Below are 19,674 nucleotides of genomic sequence, written 5' to 3'. Positions count from 1 at the left end.
TTTTACCCCTAATCAAGAGGTAGTTTATGTTTGCAAGTCAGGAAGGTAAGTCAGTCCCGCAGGTCACTTTTCATACGCGTCAGGGCGACAGCTGGGTAGACGTCACGACTGATGAGCTGTTTAAAGACAAAACTGTCATCGTGTTCTCTTTGCCAGGCGCGTTTACGCCAACCTGTTCATCGAGCCATCTGCCACGCTATAACGAGCTGTCAGACGTTTTCAAAAAACACGGCGTGGACAATATTCTGTGCGTATCGGTCAATGACACCTTCGTTATGAACGCGTGGAAAGCCGATCAGCACGCTAACAACATTACCTTTATCCCGGATGGCAACGGCGATTTCACTCGCGGCATGGAAATGCTGGTCGAGAAAGCGGATCTGGGCTTTGGCCCGCGCTCATGGCGCTACTCCATGCTGGTTCGCAACGGCGTGGTAGAGAAAATGTTTGTTGAGCCAAACAAGCCGGGCGACCCGTTTGAAGTGTCTGATGCCGACACCATGCTGCGCTATCTGGCACCGGAATTTAAGGTGCAGGAGTCCGTGTCCCTGTTCACCAAGCCGGGCTGCCCGTTCTGCGCTAAAGCCAAGCAGATGCTGTTGGATCGCGGTATTCAGTACGAAGAAATCGTGCTGGGCCAGGATGCCACCACCGTCAGCCTGCGCGCTGTAACCGGCCGTGCGACCGTTCCTCAGGTCTTTATTGGCGGACGCCACATCGGCGGCAGCGACGATCTGGAACAGTTCTTTTTAGCCTAAGAATTAAGAAGGCGAGCCATCGCCCGCCCTCTTATGTGCCTAAAATAAAAATATAAGTCGAAATTAGTTGGCGGGCCTGATGCCCGCCTTTTTTTTGCTTACGCCAGGCGATTTTTCGCGTCGGTAATCGCAAGCGACACCTGATGCGGCGAAACGCCACCCTTCGCATTACGCTTGTCCAGACAGGATTGCAGCGACAGGATTGGATAGACGTCTTCGCCAATCACCTTGCTGTACTGTTGCAGCTCTTCCAGCCTTAGCGCTTCCAGCGCCACGCCTTTGCCAATTGCCGCCACCACGACTTCGCCCACGATATGATGCGCTTCGCGGAACGGGACGCCTTTAGCTACCAGATAGTCAGCCAGCTCGGTCGCATTGGCGTAGCCCTGCTCTGCCGCTTCCTGGCAGCGCGGACGCTTCACCTGAATGCCGTCCAGCACCAGCGCGGCCATATGCAGACAGTCGGACCAGGTGTCCAGCGCGTCGAACAGCCCTTCTTTGTCTTCCTGCATATCTTTGTTGTAGGCCAGCGGCAGGCCTTTCAGCGTCATCATCATGCCGGTCAGCGCGCCCTGCACGCGGCCGCACTTGCCGCGGATCAGCTCCAGCGCGTCCGGGTTTTTCTTCTGCGGCATCAGCGAAGAGCCGGAGGTAACCTTATCGGACAGCTCGACAAAGCCTGACTCGCCGGTATTGAAGAAAATCAGATCTTCGGCGAAGCGGGAAAGATGCACCATGCCGATAGAGGCGTCGGAAAGCAGCTCCAGCACGTGATCGCGGTCAGAAACGGTGTCCAGGCTGTTGCGCGTGGCGGAGGCAAAGCCCAGCCAGCCGGCCAGCTGCTCGCGGTCGATTTCATAAGCCGTGCCGGCCAGCGCGCCGCAGCCCAGCGGGCTGACGTCCAGACGCTTCAGCGTATCCTGCAGGCGGCTTTCATCCCGCGCCAGCATCTCGACATAAGCCAGGCACCAGTGCGCAAAGGTCACTGGCTGCGCGCGCTGCAAATGGGTGTAGCCCGGCATGACCGCGTCCTGGTTCGCTTCTGCCGTGGCCACCAGCGCCTGCTGTAGCTGACGCGTGGCGATCAGCAGCTCGCCGATCTGCGCTTTGCACCAGAGCTTCAGATCGGTGGCGACCTGATCGTTACGGCTGCGGCCGGTATGCAACTTTTTGCCGAGCGCGCCGACTTTCTCAATCAGCCTGCCTTCAACATAGCTGTGAATATCTTCCGCATCGCTTTCCAGGATCTGCTGCGGATTAGCGCGCACTTCCTCAAGCAGCACGTTCAGCGCGGCTTCCAGCTGCTGCTGCTCTTCTGTAGTCAGAACATTGACCGTCACCAGCGCTTTGGACCAGGCTACGGACCCGACAATGTCCTGCTCTGCCAGACGATAGTCAAAGCGCAGCGAGTCATTAAACAGTTTGAAACGTTGATCTGCTGCCTGAGTAAACCGTCCACCCCAAAGTGCCATGTCAGTGCTCCCTTAAATTCGTTGAGTTTTCTTTAAAAGGCGGCCTGCGCCGCCTTATTTCGCCAGGCTAAATACCGGCTTACTTTTTCTCGTTCAGCGCACGAATGCGTGAAGAGAGCGAGAACAGACGGATAAAGCCGCCCGCGTGACGATGGTCGTACACTTCATCTTCGCCGAAGGTCGCAAACTCTTCTGAATAGAGGCTGTTAGCGGATTTTTTCTGGATCGCCGTAACCTGACCTTTATAAAGTTGCAGCACCACTTCGCCGTTGACTTCTTCCGCCAGCGATTCGGCAGCGGCCTGAATGGATTTACGCAGCGGCGCGAACCAGCGGCCGTCGTAAACCACGTAGGACATCTCGTGGCCCAGCTGTTCGCGCCATTTGAAGCTGTCGCGATCCAGCACCAGCTGCTCAACCGCACGCAGCGCGTTGACCATAATGGTGCCGCCAGGGGTTTCGTAGCAGCCGCGAGACTTGATGCCCACCAGACGGTTTTCGACGATATCGATACGGCCCACGCCGTGTTTCGCGCCGATAACGTTCAGTTTTTCCAGGCAGCCGAACGGGCTTAGCGCTTCGCCGTTTACGGCAACCACGCGGCCTTTCTCCACGGATACCGTCACCTGCTCAGGCTGGTCCGGCGCTTCCAGCGGATCGACAGTCCAGACCCAGCAGTCTTTGTTTGGCGCATTCCACGGGCTTTCCAGCACGCCGCCTTCGGTAGAGATATGCCAGGCGTTTTCATCACGGCTGTAGATTTTTTCCAGCGACGCGGTGGTCGGGATGTTGCGCTCTTTCAGATAGTCGAGCAGCGCCTCACGGGAACGCAGGTTCCACTCGCGCCATGGCGCAACCACTTTCAGCTGTGGGGCCAGCGCGGTGTAGGTGGTTTCGAAACGCACCTGGTCGTTGCCTTTACCGGTTGCGCCGTGGCACAGCGCATCTGCGCCGACTTTCAGCGCCAGCTCAACCTGCGCTTTGGCGATAATAGGACGCGCCATCGACGTGCCCAGCAGATAAGTACCTTCATACAGCGCGCCGGTTTGCAGCACGGGATAGACGTAATCGCTGATGAATTCTTCACGCAGATCCACTACGTGGCATTCGGAAGCGCCGGACTGCAACGCTTTCTGCTCAACGCCTTCCAGATCGCCACGCTCCTGGCCGATATCGGCCACGAAAGCGACCACTTCACAGCCGCCGTAGTTCTCTTTCAGCCACGGAATAATCGCGGAGGTATCCAGACCGCCAGAGTAAGCCAGAACGATTTTTTTGATGCTTTTATCTTGCATTGTCATTTCCTTGAACCGGTTAAGCGAGGATCCGGGTGCCAATCGACACGCCGTTAAATAGGGTTGGTAGCTGTTCGGCATGACGCCAGCTGGCGATATCGACCGGACGGCCCAGCGTGCGGGCGGCATCCAGCGCGGCGTTGACTTTAACAATCATGCCGTCGGTAATGATGCCCTGGGCGATCAGCTGTTCCGCCAGCGCCGTCGTCATCTCTTCGATGCGCTGGCCTTTGCCGTCCAGAATGCCGCTGACGTCGGAGAGCAGCACCAGATCGGCACCCAGCGTCGAGGCCAGCGCGGTGGCGGCCTGGTCGGCGTTGACGTTCATCAGCTTGCCGTCTTCGGTGATGCCGATAGAGCTGATCACCGGCAGGTAGCCTGCTTCCAGCAGCGTAGTAATGAGTTTGGGATTGCCCGGTGTCGCCTGGCCCACGTGGCCCAGCTCTTCATCAAAAGCCGCCACGTTGACGCTGCCGCCGTCGCCCAGGCACAGGCCAACGGCATCAATACCGTGTTTTTTCGACCAGGCCAGCAGCGTTTTATTGGCGGTGCCCGCCAGCGCGCCGGTAATGATGTCGATCTGATCGGCTGGCGTGACGCGCAGGCCGTTTTTCTTTTTCACCGGCAGCGCCAGCTTCTTCATCAGCTCGTCGACCAGGCAGCCGCCGCCGTGAACGATCAGCAGCGGGCGCTGATGGGTTTCGCGGTACGCCACCAGTGCGTCAAACAGGCGCGCCAGCGCCTCTTCGCTATCCAGCAACACGCCGCCGAGTTTAATAATTAAAGGATTGGTCATGGGCTTTCTCACTGATTAAATAAGCGACTGCGTTTCCGGGAAGCCGAAACGAATATTCATACACTGCACCGCCTGCGACGACGCGCCTTTCAGCAGGTTATCTTCCGCTGAGACGATAATCGCGTGCTCGCCCTGCACGGCAAAGCCGATATCGCAGAACGGCAGGCCGACCACGCCTTTGATCGACGGCACGCCTTTATCATAGACACGCACCAGCGGCTTATCGTGATAGGCGTTATGGAACGCTTCCGCCACGTCTTCACGCGTTACGCCCGCCTTCAGCCGACAGGTGGTGGTGGCCAGGATGCCGCGCGGGAAGCTGCCCAGGTGCGGCGTGAAAATCACCGGCACGCCAAGATGCGCGGCGATTTCCGGCTGGTGACGATGGGTGAAAATGCCATAAGGCTGCAGGCTGACCTCGCAGAAACTGGTGGTCACGGACGCTTTGCGTCCTGCGCCGCTGACGCCGCTGGTGGCGTTGATCACCGGCCACTGCGCTTCGTTCAGCAGATCCGCCGCAATCAGCGGCTTCAGCGCCAGCTGCGCGGCGGTCGGGTAGCAGCCCGGCACGGCAATCAGCTGCGCTTCTTTTAGCTGGCTCTGCTGCCATTCGGCCAGGCCATACACGGCCTTTGCCAGCCACGCTTTATGCTGATGCGGGAAGCCGTAATAGTCGGTGAAGAAGCTCTCTTCGTTGACGCGGAACGCGGCTGACAGATCGAACACCACGCAGCCGGCGGCCAGGAATTCAGGCGCCAGGTCATGACTGACTTCGTGCGCCGTCGCCAGAAACACCACGTCCACTTTGTCGGCGAACTCTGCCGCGCTTGTCAGCGGCTGCAGCGGCATGTCCAGGATGCCTTTCAGCTGCGGATGCAGATCGGAAAGCAATTTTCCGGCGTCAGGGCTTTGCGCTGATACCGCTAAAGCGGTTATGTTCACCTGAGGGTGACGGTTCAGGTAGGTCGCAAGCTCTACGCCAGCATAGCCACTGGCACCAACAATCAGCGTATTTAACATCGGACACCTTATAACGGTCTCGGGTTTCGGGTGACGGCTTCATGCCGTATTCCCACGCGGTTAGCGCCGGTTATGCAGGAAATCTGGTTTCCATCCCCACGCCATTAATGTATTTTTATTCACTATTAATGCATGAATATTGATACTATCCTAACGCAAGGACTGTCAACAGTGAAGACAAAATTACCGCCTTTTATTGAGCTTTACCGTGAGTTGATCGCCACGCCGTCCATCAGCGCCACCGACAGCGCGATGGATCAGAGTAATGAAGCTTTAATCAGTTTGCTGGCAGGCTGGTTCCGCGATATTGGCTTTGAGGTGGAAGTGCAGCCGGTTCCCGGCACGCGCCATAAATTTAATATGCTGGCCCGTACCGGCAGCGGCGCTGGCGGCCTGTTGTTGGCTGGTCACAGCGACACCGTGCCGTTCGACGATGGCCGCTGGACGCGCGATCCCTTTACGTTAACCGAACACGATAACAAGCTGTATGGCCTGGGCACCGCCGATATGAAAGGCTTCTTCGCCTTTATCCTTGATGCGCTGCGCGATGTTGACGTGAAAAAGCTGGCGAAACCGCTCTACGTGCTGGCGACCGCCGATGAAGAAACCACGATGGCGGGCGCGAAATATTTCTCTGAAAACGCCACCGTGCGGCCCGACTGCGCCATTATCGGCGAGCCTACCTCGCTTCAGCCGGTGCGGGCGCACAAAGGCCATATGTCGAATGTGATCCGCATTGAAGGCCAGTCGGGCCACTCCAGCGATCCTTCGCGCGGCGTCAACGCCATTGAGCTGATGCATGAATCCATCACGCAGCTGATGGCGCTGCGCGACACGCTGAAAACGCGCTATCGTCACGACGGTTTTGCCATTCCTTATCCCACCATGAACTTTGGCCATATCAGCGGCGGCGATGCGGCAAATCGCATTTGCGCCTGCTGCGATCTGCATATGGATCTGCGGCCGCTGCCGGGCCTGACGCTGAACGAGCTGGAAGGCTTGATTAACGAGGCGCTGGCGCCCGTCAGCGAACGCTGGCCGGGCCGCGTCAACGTCAGCCAGCTGCATCCGCCGATCCCCGGCTATGAATGTCCGGCCGATCATCGGCTGGTCAAAGTGGTGGAAAAGCTGTTGGGCACGGAAACCAGCATCGTGAACTACTGCACCGAAGCGCCGTTTATTCAGGAACTGTGCCCGACGCTGGTGTTAGGGCCAGGTTCGATTAACCAGGCGCACCAGCCGGATGAATATCTTGATACCGCTTTTATTAAACCTACCCGCGAATTGATTACGCAGGTCGTACAGCATTTTTGCAATCACTGAGTGAAAAGCGGGGCATTTAGCCAGTAAAACGGCCTTTTACCCCGGCTTTATCATTTGTTTCTCGATAAGAATAACTTATCTCGCTGCGTCGCTGTTAAATTTCTTAAATTACCGCAAGTTAGCGACAGGTTCGCACACGTTTAAGTCAATTGACGGATGGACGGGAACGTGGCTAGATAAAAGGCAATGTTATACCGGCGACGGTAGAGAGTGATAAAAATAACGGTCAGGGGTCATATGAACGAACAATATTCCGCAATGCGAAGTAATGTCAGTATGCTCGGCAAACTGCTCGGGGATACGATTAAGGATGCGCTTGGCGAGAACATCCTGGATCGGGTGGAAACCATCCGTAAGCTCTCCAAGTCTTCCCGCGCGGGAAACGACGCCCACCGTAAAGAGCTGCTTACCACGCTGCAAAATTTATCCAATGACGAACTGCTGCCGGTGGCGCGCGCCTTCAGCCAGTTTCTGAACCTGACCAACGTCGCCGAGCAGTACCACACCATATCGCCCAAGGGCGAAGGCGCCAATCACCAGGAGCTGCTGGCGAAAACCTTCGAGCGCCTGAAGCAGCAGCCCAACCTGACGGAAGCCAAAATTCGCGAGGCTATCGAATCGCTTTCTCTGGAGCTGGTGCTGACCGCACACCCGACGGAGATCACCCGCCGCACGCTGATCCACAAGCTGGTCGAGGTCAACAGCTGCCTGAAACAGCTGGATCACAACGATCTTTCCGACTACGACCGATCGCAGATTATGCGTCGTTTGCGCCAGCTGGTTGCGCAGGCCTGGCATACCGATGAAATCCGTAAATATCGCCCGACGCCGGTCGATGAAGCCAAGTGGGGCTTCGCGGTGGTGGAAAACAGCCTGTGGGAAGGCGTCCCGGCCTTTCTGCGCGAGCTGTACGAGCAGGTAGAGGCGTCGTTTGGCGTTAAGCTGCCGGTAGATTTTGTGCCGGTGACCTTTACCTCCTGGATGGGCGGCGACCGCGACGGCAACCCGAACGTGACGGCTAAAATCACCCGTCACGTGCTGCAGCTAAGCCGCTGGAAAGCCACCGATTTGTTCCTGCGCGATATCGCCGTGCTGGTTTCCGAGCTGTCGATGTCGGAGTGTACGCCGGAAGTCCGCGAGCTGTGTGGCAACCCGGAGGCGCTGGAGCCTTACCGCGAAATCATGAAAAACCTGCGCGCCCAGCTGCTGGCAACCCAGGCGTATCTGGAGCGCCGCCTGAAGGGCGAGCGGCCTGCGCGTCCCGATAACCTGCTGATTGCCAACGAACAGCTTTGGGATCCGCTCTACGCCTGCTACCAGTCGTTGCAGGCCTGCGGTATGGGCATTATTGCCAACGGCCAGCTGCTGGACACGCTGCGCCGCATCAAGTGCTTCGGCGTGCCGCTGGTGCGCATCGATCTGCGTCAGGAGAGCACGCGCCACACCGACGCTATTGCAGAAGTCACCCGCTATTTAGGCCTGGGCGACTACGCCAGCTGGTCGGAAGCCGATAAACAGGCGTTTCTGATCAGCGAGCTGAGTTCCAAACGCCCGCTGCTGCCGCGTCAGTGGGAGCCGAGCGCCGAGACGCAGGAGGTGCTGGATACCTGCCGCGTGGCGGCGGAAGTGCCGAAAGGTTCCATTGCCGCTTACGTGATCTCAATGGCGAAAACGCCTTCCGACGTGCTGGCGGTGCATCTGCTGCTTAAAGAGGCGGGCATTCCTTTCGCCATGCCGGTGGCGCCGCTGTTTGAAACCCTGGACGACCTGAACAACGCCAACGACGTGATGCGTCAGCTGCTGGATATCGGCTGGTATCGCGGCTTTATCCAGGGCAAGCAGATGGTGATGATTGGCTACTCCGATTCGGCAAAAGACGCAGGCGTGATGGCCGCCAGCTGGGCGCAGTATCAGGCCCAGGATGCGCTGATTAAAACCTGCGAAAAAGCCGGTATCGCGCTGACGCTGTTCCACGGACGCGGCGGCACCATTGGCCGTGGCGGCGCGCCGGCCCACGCGGCGCTGCTTTCCCAGCCGCCGGGCAGCCTGAAAGGCGGCCTGCGCGTGACCGAGCAGGGCGAGATGATCCGCTTTAAATACGGCCTGCCGGAAGTCACCATCAGCAGCCTGACGCTTTACACCGGCGCCATCCTTGAAGCCAACCTGCTGCCGCCGCCGGAACCGGAAGCGGCCTGGTGCGGCATTATGGATCAGCTTTCCGCCGACTCCTGCGAGATGTATCGCGGCTACGTGCGTGAAAACGCCGACTTCGTGCCCTATTTCCGGTCGGCCACGCCGGAACAGGAGCTGGGCAAACTGCCGCTGGGCTCCCGTCCGGCCAAGCGGCGCCCCAGCGGCGGCGTCGAGTCGCTGCGCGCGATACCGTGGATCTTCGCCTGGACGCAGAACCGCCTGATGCTGCCTGCCTGGCTGGGCGCGGGCGCGGCGCTGCAAAAAGCGATGCAGGCGGGTCATCAGGATCAGCTGGAGGCGATGTGCCGCAACTGGCCGTTCTTCTCCACCCGTCTGGGGATGCTGGAAATGGTATTTTCCAAAGCCGATCTCTGGCTGGCGGAATATTACGATCAGCGGCTGGTGGACCAGACGCTGTGGCCGCTGGGCAGGCAGCTGCGCGACCAGCTGGATTCCGATATCAAAGCGGTGCTGACCATCGCCAACGATGCGCATTTGATGGCCGACCAGCCGTGGATTGCCGAATCCATCGCGCTGCGTAACGTTTATACCGATCCGCTGAACGTACTGCAGGCCGAGCTGCTGCACCGCTCCCGCCTACAGGAAACCAATGGTGAAGAGCCGGATCCGCGCGTTGAGCAGGCGCTGATGGTGACAATAGCCGGCGTCGCGGCGGGCATGCGTAATACGGGCTAACGGTACAGGGCGTTCATATCTGCCGGATATGAACGCCCTTATGGTTTAATGGGCGACCACGCGCACCAGAAGTTGACGACCCTGACGCCATACTTATTGACCTCTTCCACCACTTCCATTCTGTCCATGCCTCTTTCGCAATGTTCAGCCAGCCAGGCCCTGCTGCTGCAAAACTGTATCCAGCGGTTAAGGTGACGATCCTTAAGCCACAGCCCCATTTCGCAACGGCCCGATTTTCCCCGGCTCGGGCCGGGAAAAGAGACGTCATACTCCGTCAGATATTGACTGCTTTGATGGGGAAGATAGCGAACCAGAGCGGAGGGCAGCTGCAACGAGAACACGCCGATCATAAAAGCGCTACAGATAAAAAGTTTAGGGAGCTGCCGCAGCGTCAGGCGATGGTGAAAAAAGATGACGGCCACTAAGGTAATGACTAAGGCGGCGCCTACGCCGACTTCGCCAGCTATCCAGAAAACGCTATCTGGATCGGCCAGATAGACGTTGCGCGAAAGAGCAGACCAGTACGCCATCGCCACCAAAGGCACAACGGTAAAAAAGGCCATCAGTAAACAGCCTTTTATCCCCAGCCGCTTTATTTCCCTGATAATGTTTTGCATGGGTTCTTCATGATTCCTGCCCTGGAAAACAGGTATCATAAAAAAAATGCCGCCTCGCGTAAACGAAGCCGCAGCTGGCTTTTACTTATCAGGCCGGCACGGCAACCGCCGGGCGCACGCCCAGCGTGTGGCAAATGGCGTAGCTCATCTCCGCACGGTTCAGCGTATAGAAATGGAAATCTTTCACGCCTTCGCGGCTGAGGATTTTTACCATATCCATCGCCACGTTGGCGCCCACCATTTTGCGGGTTTCCGGGTCGTCATCCAGCCCGGCGAACATGCTGGTCATCCAGCCCGGCACGCGCACGTTGGTCAGCGTGGCAAAACGCTGCAGCTGTTTGAAGTTGGAAACCGGCAGAATGCCGGGCACGATTTCCACGTCGATCCCGGCGGTTACGCAGCGGTCGCGAAAGCGCAGATAGCTTTCCACATCGAAAAAGAACTGGGTGATAGCCCGGTTTGCGCCCGCATCAATTTTGCGCTTCAGGTTGATCAAATCCGCCTGCGCGCTTTTGGCTTCCGGATGCACCTCGGGATAGGCGGCAACGGAGATATCAAAATCGCCCACTTCCTTTAACAGCGCCACCAGATCCGCGCCGTACATTTCCGGCTTGCCGCCGCCCGGCGGTAAATCCCCGCGCAGCGCCACGATATGCCGAATGCCGCTGTCCCAGTAATCCTGAGCGATAGCGCGCAGCTCGCTGCGGCTGGCGTCAATGCAGGTTAAATGCGGTGCGGCTTCCAGCCCGGTGCGATCCTTAATACCTTTGATGATGCTGTGAGTGCGGTCACGCTCGCCGGAGTTGGCGCCATAAGTAACCGAAACAAATTTCGGCTTCAGGCTGCCGAGACGATCGATAGAGCGCCACAAAGTCTGTTCCATTTCGCTGCTGCGCGGCGGAAAGAACTCAAACGAGACGTTAATCTGCCCGTTCAGTTCGGCCAGACTCTGGTTCAGTGCTTCGCGCTGGTTGGCGTGGAAAAAACTCATGGCTTACCTCATCGATCGCGGAAGAAAACGGCCCACCTTGAACTTCTATACGTTTAGACGTCCAGACATTCAAAATGACGGATCGGCGGTTTTACGTCAACAGATAAATGATGCCGCAGCGTGACAAATTCTCAACAAAGTTGAATGAAATTCATGCAGGAAAAAGAAGTGAGGAAAATCAAAGGGCCACCGCGATCGGGCTGAATGCACAGAAAAATGACGCGCTATCATTTAAGCCGGGGCCGCGTTTTACGGCCCCGAAAGAAACTACAGCAGCTGCGCCAGCCGGTTGATGTCGGACTGGATTGCGCCTGCCGTTACGTCGCGACCTGCGCCCGGCCCGCGGATCACCAGCGGATTATCGCGATACCAACGGCTTTCAATGGCAAAGACGTTATCGCAAGGCAGCAGCGCCGCCAGCGGATGATCGTCCCTGACCGCCTCGACGCCGACGCGCGCCTTACCGTTGGCGTCAAAGCGGGCCACGTAACGCAGCACCAGCCCCATCTCCTGTGCGGCCTCAAAGCGCTGCTGCATCTGCTCGTTCAGCGCCTCGCCGTTCTCAAAGAAGTGATCGACCGACTCGCTTTCGCAGCTTTTCGGCACCAGCGACTCCACGCGCACCTGATCCGGTTCGATATCGTAGCCCGCCTCGCGCGCCAGGATCACCAGCTTGCGCATCACGTCCTGACCGGAAAGATCGACGCGCGGATCCGGTTCGGTCAGCCCCTGCTGCCATGCCTGATCCACCAGCTCGGTAAACGGCACGGTGCCGTCATACTGCAAAAAGAGCCAGGAAAGCGTGCCGGAGAAGATGCCGCTGATGGCGATAATGCTGTCGCCGCTTTCACGCAGATCGCGCACGGTGTGGTTAACCGGCAGCCCGGCACCGACGGTGGCGTTGTAAAGCCAGTGGCGGCCGGTTTTAGCGAAGGCGTCACGGATCTGACGATAGCGGTCGCTGCTTGACGCCCCGGCCACTTTGTTCGCGCCAATCACGTGAAAACCGTGGCTGGCGAAATCCAGATACTGATCGGCGAGCTGCTCGCTGGCGGTCACGTCCAGCACCACCAGGTCGTCGAACGGGTGCGCGCGCATCCACAGGAACAGCGACTCCTCGTCCCGCTCCACCGCCTCGTCATCAAAGAAGGCCAGCGCGCGGCTGGCGTCCAGCCCTTCGTAGTTCAGCAGGCTGCGACGACTGTCAACCACGCCGGCTAAAACATATTCAAATCCCGTCCGCGCCGATAGCGTTTCCTGCTCGCGCGCGAAAAGTTCCAGCCAGCGGGAGCCGATATTGCCCTTGCCGAACAGCATCAGGCCGACCTGTTTTTCCGCGCGGAACAGCGACTGGTGCAGACCGCGGATCAGATGTTCAGTCGGCCCGACGCGCAGCACGGCGACCAGGCTGATGCCCTCTTCCGACTGCCAGATAAATTCAACCGGCTGATCCTTCAGCTGCTGCCAGAAACGGTGGCTGTGCAGCGGATTGCGGCAGACGCCTGCGCCCACCAGCGCGACCAGCGCCATGTCTTCCCGCAGCTGTAGGCGTCCGGGAATGCCCGCGTCCTGCAGCAGCGTCAGCGCGCTGTTCACCACTTCCGAGGTATAACAAAGCTGTAAAAGGTGGCGATCGGGATGAACGCCGGTCGCCAGCGGACGCAGCTGCGCGCGCTGAAGCAGTCGTTCAATCTCTTTCTGCGCCGTGGCGAAATCGTGCTGCGGCGGCACCTGGAACTCAATCAGGCAGACGTCGTCGTGGCTGGTGACAATCCGCGCGCCCGTGCCGGAAGCCAGCACGCGCTCAATGCGGGTCGAGCCCTGTTCCGGCTGGTAGCTACAGCGCAGCTGCAGGTCGATATCGCTGCCGGAAACCGGCTGTAGCGTACGGGTATGCAGCACCGGCGCGGCCAGGCGCGCCAGCTCGCTGGCCTCATCCAGCCGCAGCAGCGGCAGCAGGCAGGCGTCTTTCACCTTGCGCGGATCCGCACTGTAAACGCCCGCTACGTCGCTCCAGATGGTGACGCGCGACACGCCGGCCAGCGCGCCGATCTGCGTGGCGGAATAGTCGCTGCCGTTACGGCCCAGCAGCACGGTTTCACCCGCGTCGTTGCGGCTGATAAAGCCGGTTACCACCAGCCGCTCGCCCGGATGCTGGGCAATCAGCTGTTGCAGCAGCGGCCAGGATTTGCCTTCATCCACCTGCGGCTGGGCGGCCCGCTCGGCGCGCAGAAATTCCCGCGCGTCCAGCCAGCTCGCCGCCATATCCTGCTGCTGAAGCACGGCCGCCATCAGCCGTGCCGACCAGATTTCACCGTGTCCCACCACTTCCGCGTAGGCGGCTTCGGTTATTTTGCCATCCAGCAGAGCGGCCAGCTTTTCCAGATCGCGAATGAATTCGCCGATCAGCCCGTCCGCCGTCTGTGCCGGAAGCAGGCTGCTGATTAACTCGCTCTGGTAACGTCGCAGCGCCTGCTGCACCTGATGCGCCGACAGACGGTCGCTCTGGCTCAGCTTCAGCCAGCTAATCAGCTGATTGGTGGTGCTGCCTGCGGCGGACACCACCATCACGTCGCCGGGACGGCTGTATTCCGCCATGATCCCCGCTACCCGCAGGTAACATTTGGCGTCGGCAAGGCTGCTGCCCCCGAATTTATGCAGCTGACGCGCGCCTGCTGCCACTGCTGAATGACTCATGCTTACCTCTTAGCCGCTATCCGGAATGCATTATCCAGATCGGCAATTAAATCTTCGTGATCTTCAATCCCTACGGAAACCCGCAGCAGCGTTTCCGAAATACCTGCCGCCGCGCGCGCCTCTGCCGACATGCCCGCATGGGTCATGGTAGCGGTATGGGAGATCAGGCTTTCCACGCCGCCCAGCGATTCGGCCAGCGTGAACAGTTCCAGCGCCTTCAGGAAACGACGCAGCGTCTGCTCGTCGCCGTTCAGCTCAAAGCTGAGCATCGCGCCGAAGCCTTTCTGCTGGCGGGCGGCAATCTGATGGCCCGCGTTTTCCGGCAGTGAAGGATGATACAGCTTTTTAACCAGCGGCTGCTGTTTCAGATAATCCACGATAGCGAGCGCGTTGCGCTGTGCGGCCGCCATACGTGGCGCCAGCGTGCGCAGGCCGCGCAGCAGTAAATAGCTGTCGAAAGCCGCGCCGGTTACACCGATATTATTCGCCCACCAGGCCAGCTCTTTCACCCGCTCGGGATCTTTGGCAATTACCGCGCCCGCCACCACGTCGGAGTGGCCGTTAAGGTATTTCGTGCAGGAATGGATCACCAGATCGGCGCCCAGCGCCAGCGGGTTTTGCAACGCCGGGCTAAGGAAGGTGTTATCCACCACGCTAACCGCGCCCGCTTCTGCCGCCGCCTTACAGATAGCCTCAATATCCACCACGCGCAGCAGCGGATTGCTCGGGCTTTCTACCAGCACCAGCTTCGGTTTTTCCGCCAGCGCGGCGTGCAGCGCCGCTTCGTTGCCCTGATCGACAAACTTCACGCGATACGCGCCGCGCTTGCTCAGGCTGTCAAACAGGCGATAGCTGCCGCCATAGCAGTCGTGCGGCGCCACCAGCAGATCGCCCGGCTTCAGGAAGACGGTACAAACCAGGTGGATCGCCGACATGCCGGTATTGGTCATCACCGCACCGGCGCCGCCTTCCAGCTCGGCCAGCGCGCGCTGGACAACATCGCGGGTAGGGTTACCGCGACGTGAGTAGTCATGCGCCCGAGGCTCGTTGAAATCGGTAAAGTTATAGGTGCTGGAGAGGTGGATTGGCGGGACAACGCAGCCATACTGTTCGTCATCATTCAAGCCGCTGCGTACCGCGATGGTTGCCTGTTTACGCGTCATGGTGCATAAATTCCTGCAGGAGAAAGAAAGAAGAGCCATCAGCATAACAGGGAACAGATAGACGTCAATACATCTGGACTTCTAAATGTCTTTGCGTATAGATTGAGCAATCTGTCAATAACCGGTAATATTACCTTTTTGCTCCCTGGAAAAAGTGGGCGCAATACGGTGTGGCGTCGCCCAACTTCGGGCATAATTAGCTGAATTTCGGCACAGTAAATATTAATGATGACTAAGGTAACCCATGGCTGAATGGAATGGCGAATATATCAGCCCTTACGCTGAGCACGGTAAAAAGAGCGAGCAGGTAAAAAAAATTACGGTATCCATCCCGTTAAAAGTTTTAAAAATTCTGACCGACGAGCGTACCCGTCGTCAGGTTAATAACCTGCGTCACGCCACCAACAGCGAGCTGCTGTGTGAAGCGTTTCTGCACGCTTTTACCGGCCAGCCTCTGCCGGATGATGTCGATCTGCGTAAAGAGCGCAGCGACGAAATCCCGGAAGCCGCCAAAGCGATCATGCGGGAAATGGGCGTCGATCCCGATACCTGGGAATATTGAGCGCTTTTTCGCAGATATAAAAAAACCCAGCCGAAGCTGGGTTTTTTATTGCATCCGAAACGGTATCCGCTTCGTGCAGGCGACTTATTTGCTGCCTGGGATGCTGAAACGCTTGTTGAAGCGGTCAACACGACCACCGCTGGCAACGTCACGCTGCTTGCCGGTGTAGAACGGGTGGCATTTGCCGCACACGTCCAGGTTCAGGTCGTGACCCACGGTTGAGCGGGTTTTGATTTCGTTACCGCAAGAACATTTAGCAGTAACTTCAGCGTAATTTGGGTGAATACCTTTTTTCATGGGAAAACCTCAGTTAAGGCCGTGTCGCTCTCCCGTGCCAGGAAAACCCTGCACCGGCACCACACGAAGATTAATAATTCAGGTGATTTGATACCAAAATGCCGTACCAACGGCGGCGAACTATACAGAAAATAACCGCTCGCTGCAATCGAATCCGCACATTCAGGAAGACACAGTGTACACTATCCCGCTCATAATTTCATCCGGATAAATTCATGCCCGTCGTTCAGGTCGCTCTGCCCGTTCCGCTTGCCCGCAACTTTGACTATCTGCTGCCTGCGCATCTGCCTGCGGCGGTGCCGGGCGCGCGCGTCAGCGTGCCGTTTGGCAAGCGCAAAGCGGTCGGCGTGGTGGTGGGGCTTGCGGATACCAGCGACTTTCCCCTCGATCAGCTGAAGCCCGTTTATGAAGTGCTGGACGACGAGTCGCTGTATCCCGCTTCGCTGTGGCGCATTCTGCTGTGGGCGGCGGACTATTATCACTATCCGCTGGGCGAAGTGCTGTTTCACGCCATGCCCGTGCTGCTGCGCCAGGGGAAACCCGCGCGGGAGGCGCCGCTCTGGCAGTGGTTTATCACGGAAACAGGTCGGGAAACCGCCCCGGAAAGCCTGAAGCGCGCGCCGAAACAGCAGCAGGCGCTGGCGGCGCTGCGCCAGCGTAATCTCTATCGCCATGAAATCGGCCAGCACGACATTACCGATGCGACGCTTCAGGCCCTGCGCGCCAAAGGATTATGCGATCTCCAGACGCAGCAGCGCGCGCCGCAGGACTGGCGAACGCATTACGCCGTCAAAGGCGAACGGCTGCGGCTGAACACCGAACAGGCCACGGCGGTCGGCGCTATCCGGGCCGAAGACGACCATTTCGCTGCCTGGCTGCTGGCCGGCATCACCGGCTCCGGCAAAACCGAAGTCTACCTGAGCGTGCTGGAGAACGTGCTGGCCAGCGGCAAGCAGGCGCTGGTGCTGGTGCCGGAAATCGGCCTGACGCCACAAACCATCGCCCGCTTCCGCGAGCGCTTTGACGCGCCGGTAGACGTGCTGCACTCCGCGCTGAACGACAGCGAGCGGCTGGCGGTATGGCTGCGCGCCCGTCAGGGTGAAACGGCCATCGTTATCGGCACCCGCTCGGCGCTGTTCACGCCTTTTGCGCAGCTGGGCGTGATTATTATCGATGAAGAGCACGACAGCTCCTATAAGCAACAGGAAGGCTGGCGCTATCAGGCGCGCGATCTGGCTGTTTTTCGCGCCCGTCAGGAAGATATCCCGATTGTAATGGGAACCGCCACGCCCGCGCTGGAGACGCTGCACAACGTGCAGATGGGCAAATATCGTCAGCTGAACCTCAGCAAGCGTGCGGGCAACGCGCGTCAGGCGACGCAGCAGCTGATCGACCTGAAAGGCGTGAAGCTTCAGGGCGGCCTGTCGCCGATGCTGATCAAAAAGATAGGGCAACACCTGCAGGCGGATAATCAGGTGCTGCTGTTTTTAAACCGACGCGGCTTTTCTCCGGCCATGCTCTGCCACGAGTGCGGCTGGATAGCCGAATGCCAGCGCTGCGACCGCTACTACACGCTGCATCAGCACCACCGCCAGCTGCGCTGCCACCACTGCGACAGCCAGCGCCCTATTCCGCACCAGTGCCCCCAGTGCGGCTCGACGCATCTGGTGCCGGTCGGCCTGGGCACCGAACAGCTGGAGCAAAACCTGGGCGAGCTGTTTCCCGGCGTGCCGCTGTCCCGCATCGACCGCGACACCACCAGCCGCAAGGGCGCGCTTGAACAACATCTGGCCGACGTTCATCGTGGCGGCGCCAGGATCCTGGTGGGCACGCAGATGCTGGCAAAAGGCCACCACTTTCCTGACGTGACGCTGGTTTCGCTGCTGGATGTCGACGGCGCGCTGTTTTCCGCCGACTTCCGCTCCGCCGAGCGCTTCGCCCAGCTTTATACCCAGGTGGCCGGACGTGCCGGACGTGCCGGGAAACAGGGCGAAGTGATGCTGCAAACCCATCATCCTGAACATCCCCTTCTGCAAACGCTGCTGCATCAGGGCTACGACGCTTTTGCGCAGCAGGCGCTGGTCGAAAGGAAAACCGTGTTTCTGCCGCCGTTCACCAGCCACGCGCTATTCCGCTCGGAGGATCACGATAACCAGCAGTCCGCGCTCTTTTTACAGCAGCTGCGCAATCTGCTGGAAGCCAGCCCGCTTAAGGATGAAGCGTTCTGGGTTATGGGCCCGGTGCCGGCGCTGCAGCCTAAACGAGGCGGGCGCTACCGCTGGCAGCTGCTGCTCCAGCATCCTTCCCGCGCGCTGCTGCAGCGGCTGATTAAGGCTACGCTGCCGCTGATGGGCACGCTGCCGCAGTCGCGCAAGGTGAAATGGACGCTGGATGTGGATCCCACCGAAAGCTGAAATGCCAGACGATATCGTCTTCTTGCTGCGAGCCGGCTCGAAAAAAGTCGCACAAGTCACTATTTTTATGCAAATTAAGTAACGCAATTGATTAGCATTGGTTAATTTCACGGTGAGGGTCGGCTATAACGCTGACAAAAAGCCTTTTATTTCCGGCCGACGCCGGGCAGTCAACCGGCCGGTATGAGGAGAACAGCGTTGGAGCACAAGCCAGAAACCGTGGGCGCCACGATGAAAGACGTGGCGGAAAAAGCGGGCGTATCGACGGCGACCGTTTCCCGCGCCCTGATGAGTCCGGAAAAGGTTTCTGCCGCCACGCGCCAAAAAGTCGACGAGGCGGTGATTGCCGTTGGCTATTCGCCTCATGCCATGGTGCGCCATCCGCGACGCAGCGAGTCCCGCACAATCCTGGTGATAGTGCCCGACATTTGCGACCCCTTTTTCAGCGAAATTATTCGCGGGGTGGAATCGGTGGCGGCCGAAGAAGGCTATCTGGTGCTGATTGGCGACTGCGCGCACCAAAACCGTCAGGAGAGCGCTTTCCTGAATCTGGTGATGACCCGACAGATTGACGGCATGGTGCTGCTGGGGTCGCAGGTGCCTTTTGAAACCGGGCCGGAAGAGCAGCGCAGCCTGCCGCCGATGGTGATGGCCAATGAATTCGCGCCCGATCTGGCGCTGCCGACCGTGCACATTGATAACCTGACGGCGGCGTTCGAGGCGGTGAACCATCTGCTTAAGCTGGGCCACGAGCGTATCGCCTGCGTCGCCGGGCCGCAGGAGATGCCGCTGTGTCAGTATCGCCTGCAGGGCTATATTCAGGCGCTGCAACGCAACGGCATCAGGCTGGATCCGCGCTATATCGTGCGCGGCGATTTCACGTTTGACGCCGGCAGCCGCGCGCTGAAGCAGCTGATGCGGCTGCCGCAGCCGCCGGACGCCCTGTTCTGCCACAGCGATATCATGGCGCTGGGCGCGATGGCGCAGGCGAAAATAATGGGGCTGCGCGTGCCGAAAGATCTGTCGCTGATTGGTTTTGATGATATCGAACTGTCGCGCTACAGCGATCCTCAGCTGACTACCATTGCCCAGCCGCGATTCAACATCGGCCGCGAGGCGATGAATCTGCTGCTGGAACAGCTACAGGGCAAGCTGGTAAACAGCGGTTCCCGGCTGCTGGATTTTGAAATAAAAATTCGCGGCAGCACGGCGCCCGCGCTGCGGCAAAAAGCGTAGCGCGAACAAAATCTTTCCTTTTGGGCAACAAAACCGAGATTCAGCAGATTCTTAATCGTATCCCTGCTGGTCAAACTTCCGGCCCTTGAGTAACATGGCGAGCTGCAGGCCAGCGCGCTGGCCCGACCTTACTCTTCATTGATTA

Annotated in this window: 15 protein-coding genes; 6 read left to right on the top strand and 9 right to left on the bottom strand. The window is 58.9% G+C overall.

The features are described from left to right. Nucleotides 1-26 precede the first annotated feature (26 nt). Nucleotides 27-758 (top strand): glutathione peroxidase, encoded by a 732-nt coding sequence (locus QCD69_RS14325; protein WP_125290556.1) that lies wholly within the window; start codon nt 27-29, stop codon nt 756-758. Between the two features lie 98 nt (nt 759-856). Here the strand turns inward: QCD69_RS14325 and argH are convergent, their stop codons facing one another. From argH to argC, 4 genes are all read right to left on the bottom strand, one after another. Further along, on the bottom strand, nt 857-2,230 hold the full coding sequence (argH, locus tag QCD69_RS14320) for an argininosuccinate lyase (RefSeq protein WP_301252499.1): 1,374 nt from the start codon (nt 2,228-2,230) through the stop codon (nt 857-859). 79 nt (nt 2,231-2,309) lie between these two features. After that, entirely contained in the window at nt 2,310-3,524 is a 1,215-nt protein-coding gene (locus QCD69_RS14315) for an argininosuccinate synthase (protein WP_125290558.1), read from the bottom strand. A 19-nt stretch (nt 3,525-3,543) separates the two neighbouring features. After that, nucleotides 3,544-4,320, bottom strand: a complete 777-nt coding sequence (argB, locus tag QCD69_RS14310; protein WP_253457130.1) for an acetylglutamate kinase — start codon at nt 4,318-4,320, stop codon at nt 3,544-3,546. A gap of 15 nt (nt 4,321-4,335) precedes the next feature. Then, nucleotides 4,336-5,340, bottom strand: coding sequence for an N-acetyl-gamma-glutamyl-phosphate reductase (gene argC / locus QCD69_RS14305; RefSeq protein ID WP_301252498.1), 1,005 nt, complete (start codon nt 5,338-5,340; stop codon nt 4,336-4,338). 171 nt (nt 5,341-5,511) lie between these two features. Between argC and argE the strand changes: the two genes are divergently transcribed. Further along, nucleotides 5,512-6,663: an acetylornithine deacetylase gene (argE, locus tag QCD69_RS14300; RefSeq protein WP_301252496.1), complete on the top strand. Its 1,152-nt coding sequence runs from the start codon at nt 5,512-5,514 to the stop codon at nt 6,661-6,663. A 237-nt stretch (nt 6,664-6,900) separates the two neighbouring features. Beyond that, the gene (ppc, locus tag QCD69_RS14295; protein ID WP_301252495.1) at nt 6,901-9,552 is read left to right on the top strand and encodes a phosphoenolpyruvate carboxylase; all 2,652 of its coding nucleotides are present in this window, start codon (nt 6,901-6,903) and stop codon (nt 9,550-9,552) included. A 38-nt stretch (nt 9,553-9,590) separates the two neighbouring features. On the opposite strand, the gene QCD69_RS14290 is transcribed toward ppc, so the two are convergent. The 4 genes from QCD69_RS14290 to metB form a co-directional block, all read right to left on the bottom strand. Continuing rightward, nucleotides 9,591-10,169 carry a hypothetical protein gene (locus tag QCD69_RS14290; RefSeq protein ID WP_253457119.1) on the bottom strand — a complete coding sequence of 193 codons (579 nt, stop codon included), beginning with the start codon at nt 10,167-10,169 and terminating at the stop codon, nt 9,591-9,593. An 88-nt stretch (nt 10,170-10,257) separates the two neighbouring features. Beyond that, nucleotides 10,258-11,160 (bottom strand): methylenetetrahydrofolate reductase, encoded by a 903-nt coding sequence (gene metF / locus QCD69_RS14285; protein WP_253457115.1) that lies wholly within the window; start codon nt 11,158-11,160, stop codon nt 10,258-10,260. 267 nt (nt 11,161-11,427) lie between these two features. After that, entirely contained in the window at nt 11,428-13,857 is a 2,430-nt protein-coding gene (locus tag QCD69_RS14280) for a bifunctional aspartate kinase/homoserine dehydrogenase II (protein WP_253457111.1), read from the bottom strand. A 2-nt stretch (nt 13,858-13,859) separates the two neighbouring features. Continuing rightward, complete coding sequence (gene metB / locus QCD69_RS14275) at nt 13,860-15,020, bottom strand: cystathionine gamma-synthase (RefSeq protein WP_301252494.1); 1,161 nt, start codon at nt 15,018-15,020, stop codon at nt 13,860-13,862. Nucleotides 15,021-15,264: 244 nt separating this feature from the next. Here metB and metJ point away from each other — a divergent pair, with 244 nt between their 5' ends. After that, nucleotides 15,265-15,582: a met regulon transcriptional regulator MetJ gene (gene metJ / locus QCD69_RS14270; protein ID WP_125290568.1), complete on the top strand. Its 318-nt coding sequence runs from the start codon at nt 15,265-15,267 to the stop codon at nt 15,580-15,582. Nucleotides 15,583-15,666: 84 nt separating this feature from the next. Here metJ and rpmE read toward each other — a convergent pair whose 3' ends face one another. Next, the gene (gene rpmE / locus QCD69_RS14265; RefSeq protein ID WP_024966154.1) at nt 15,667-15,879 is read right to left on the bottom strand and encodes a 50S ribosomal protein L31; all 213 of its coding nucleotides are present in this window, start codon (nt 15,877-15,879) and stop codon (nt 15,667-15,669) included. A 215-nt stretch (nt 15,880-16,094) separates the two neighbouring features. Here rpmE and priA point away from each other — a divergent pair, with 215 nt between their 5' ends. Both priA and cytR read left to right on the top strand, forming a co-directional pair. Then, a complete protein-coding gene (priA, locus tag QCD69_RS14260; RefSeq protein ID WP_253457105.1) occupies nt 16,095-18,293 on the top strand; it encodes a primosomal protein N' in 2,199 nt (732 codons plus the stop codon). A gap of 198 nt (nt 18,294-18,491) precedes the next feature. Then, the gene (gene cytR / locus QCD69_RS14255) at nt 18,492-19,529 is read left to right on the top strand and encodes a DNA-binding transcriptional regulator CytR (RefSeq protein WP_253457102.1); all 1,038 of its coding nucleotides are present in this window, start codon (nt 18,492-18,494) and stop codon (nt 19,527-19,529) included. The last annotated feature ends 145 nt before the right edge of the window (nt 19,530-19,674 follow it).

Origin of the sequence: Erwinia sp. PsM31 (assembly GCF_030433775.1) — a bacterium.
Taxonomy (GTDB): Bacteria; Pseudomonadota; Gammaproteobacteria; order Enterobacterales; family Enterobacteriaceae; genus Erwinia; species Erwinia aeris.
Note: the sequence above shows the minus strand (reverse complement) of the source record. Positions and strands in the feature narration are given on the sequence as shown.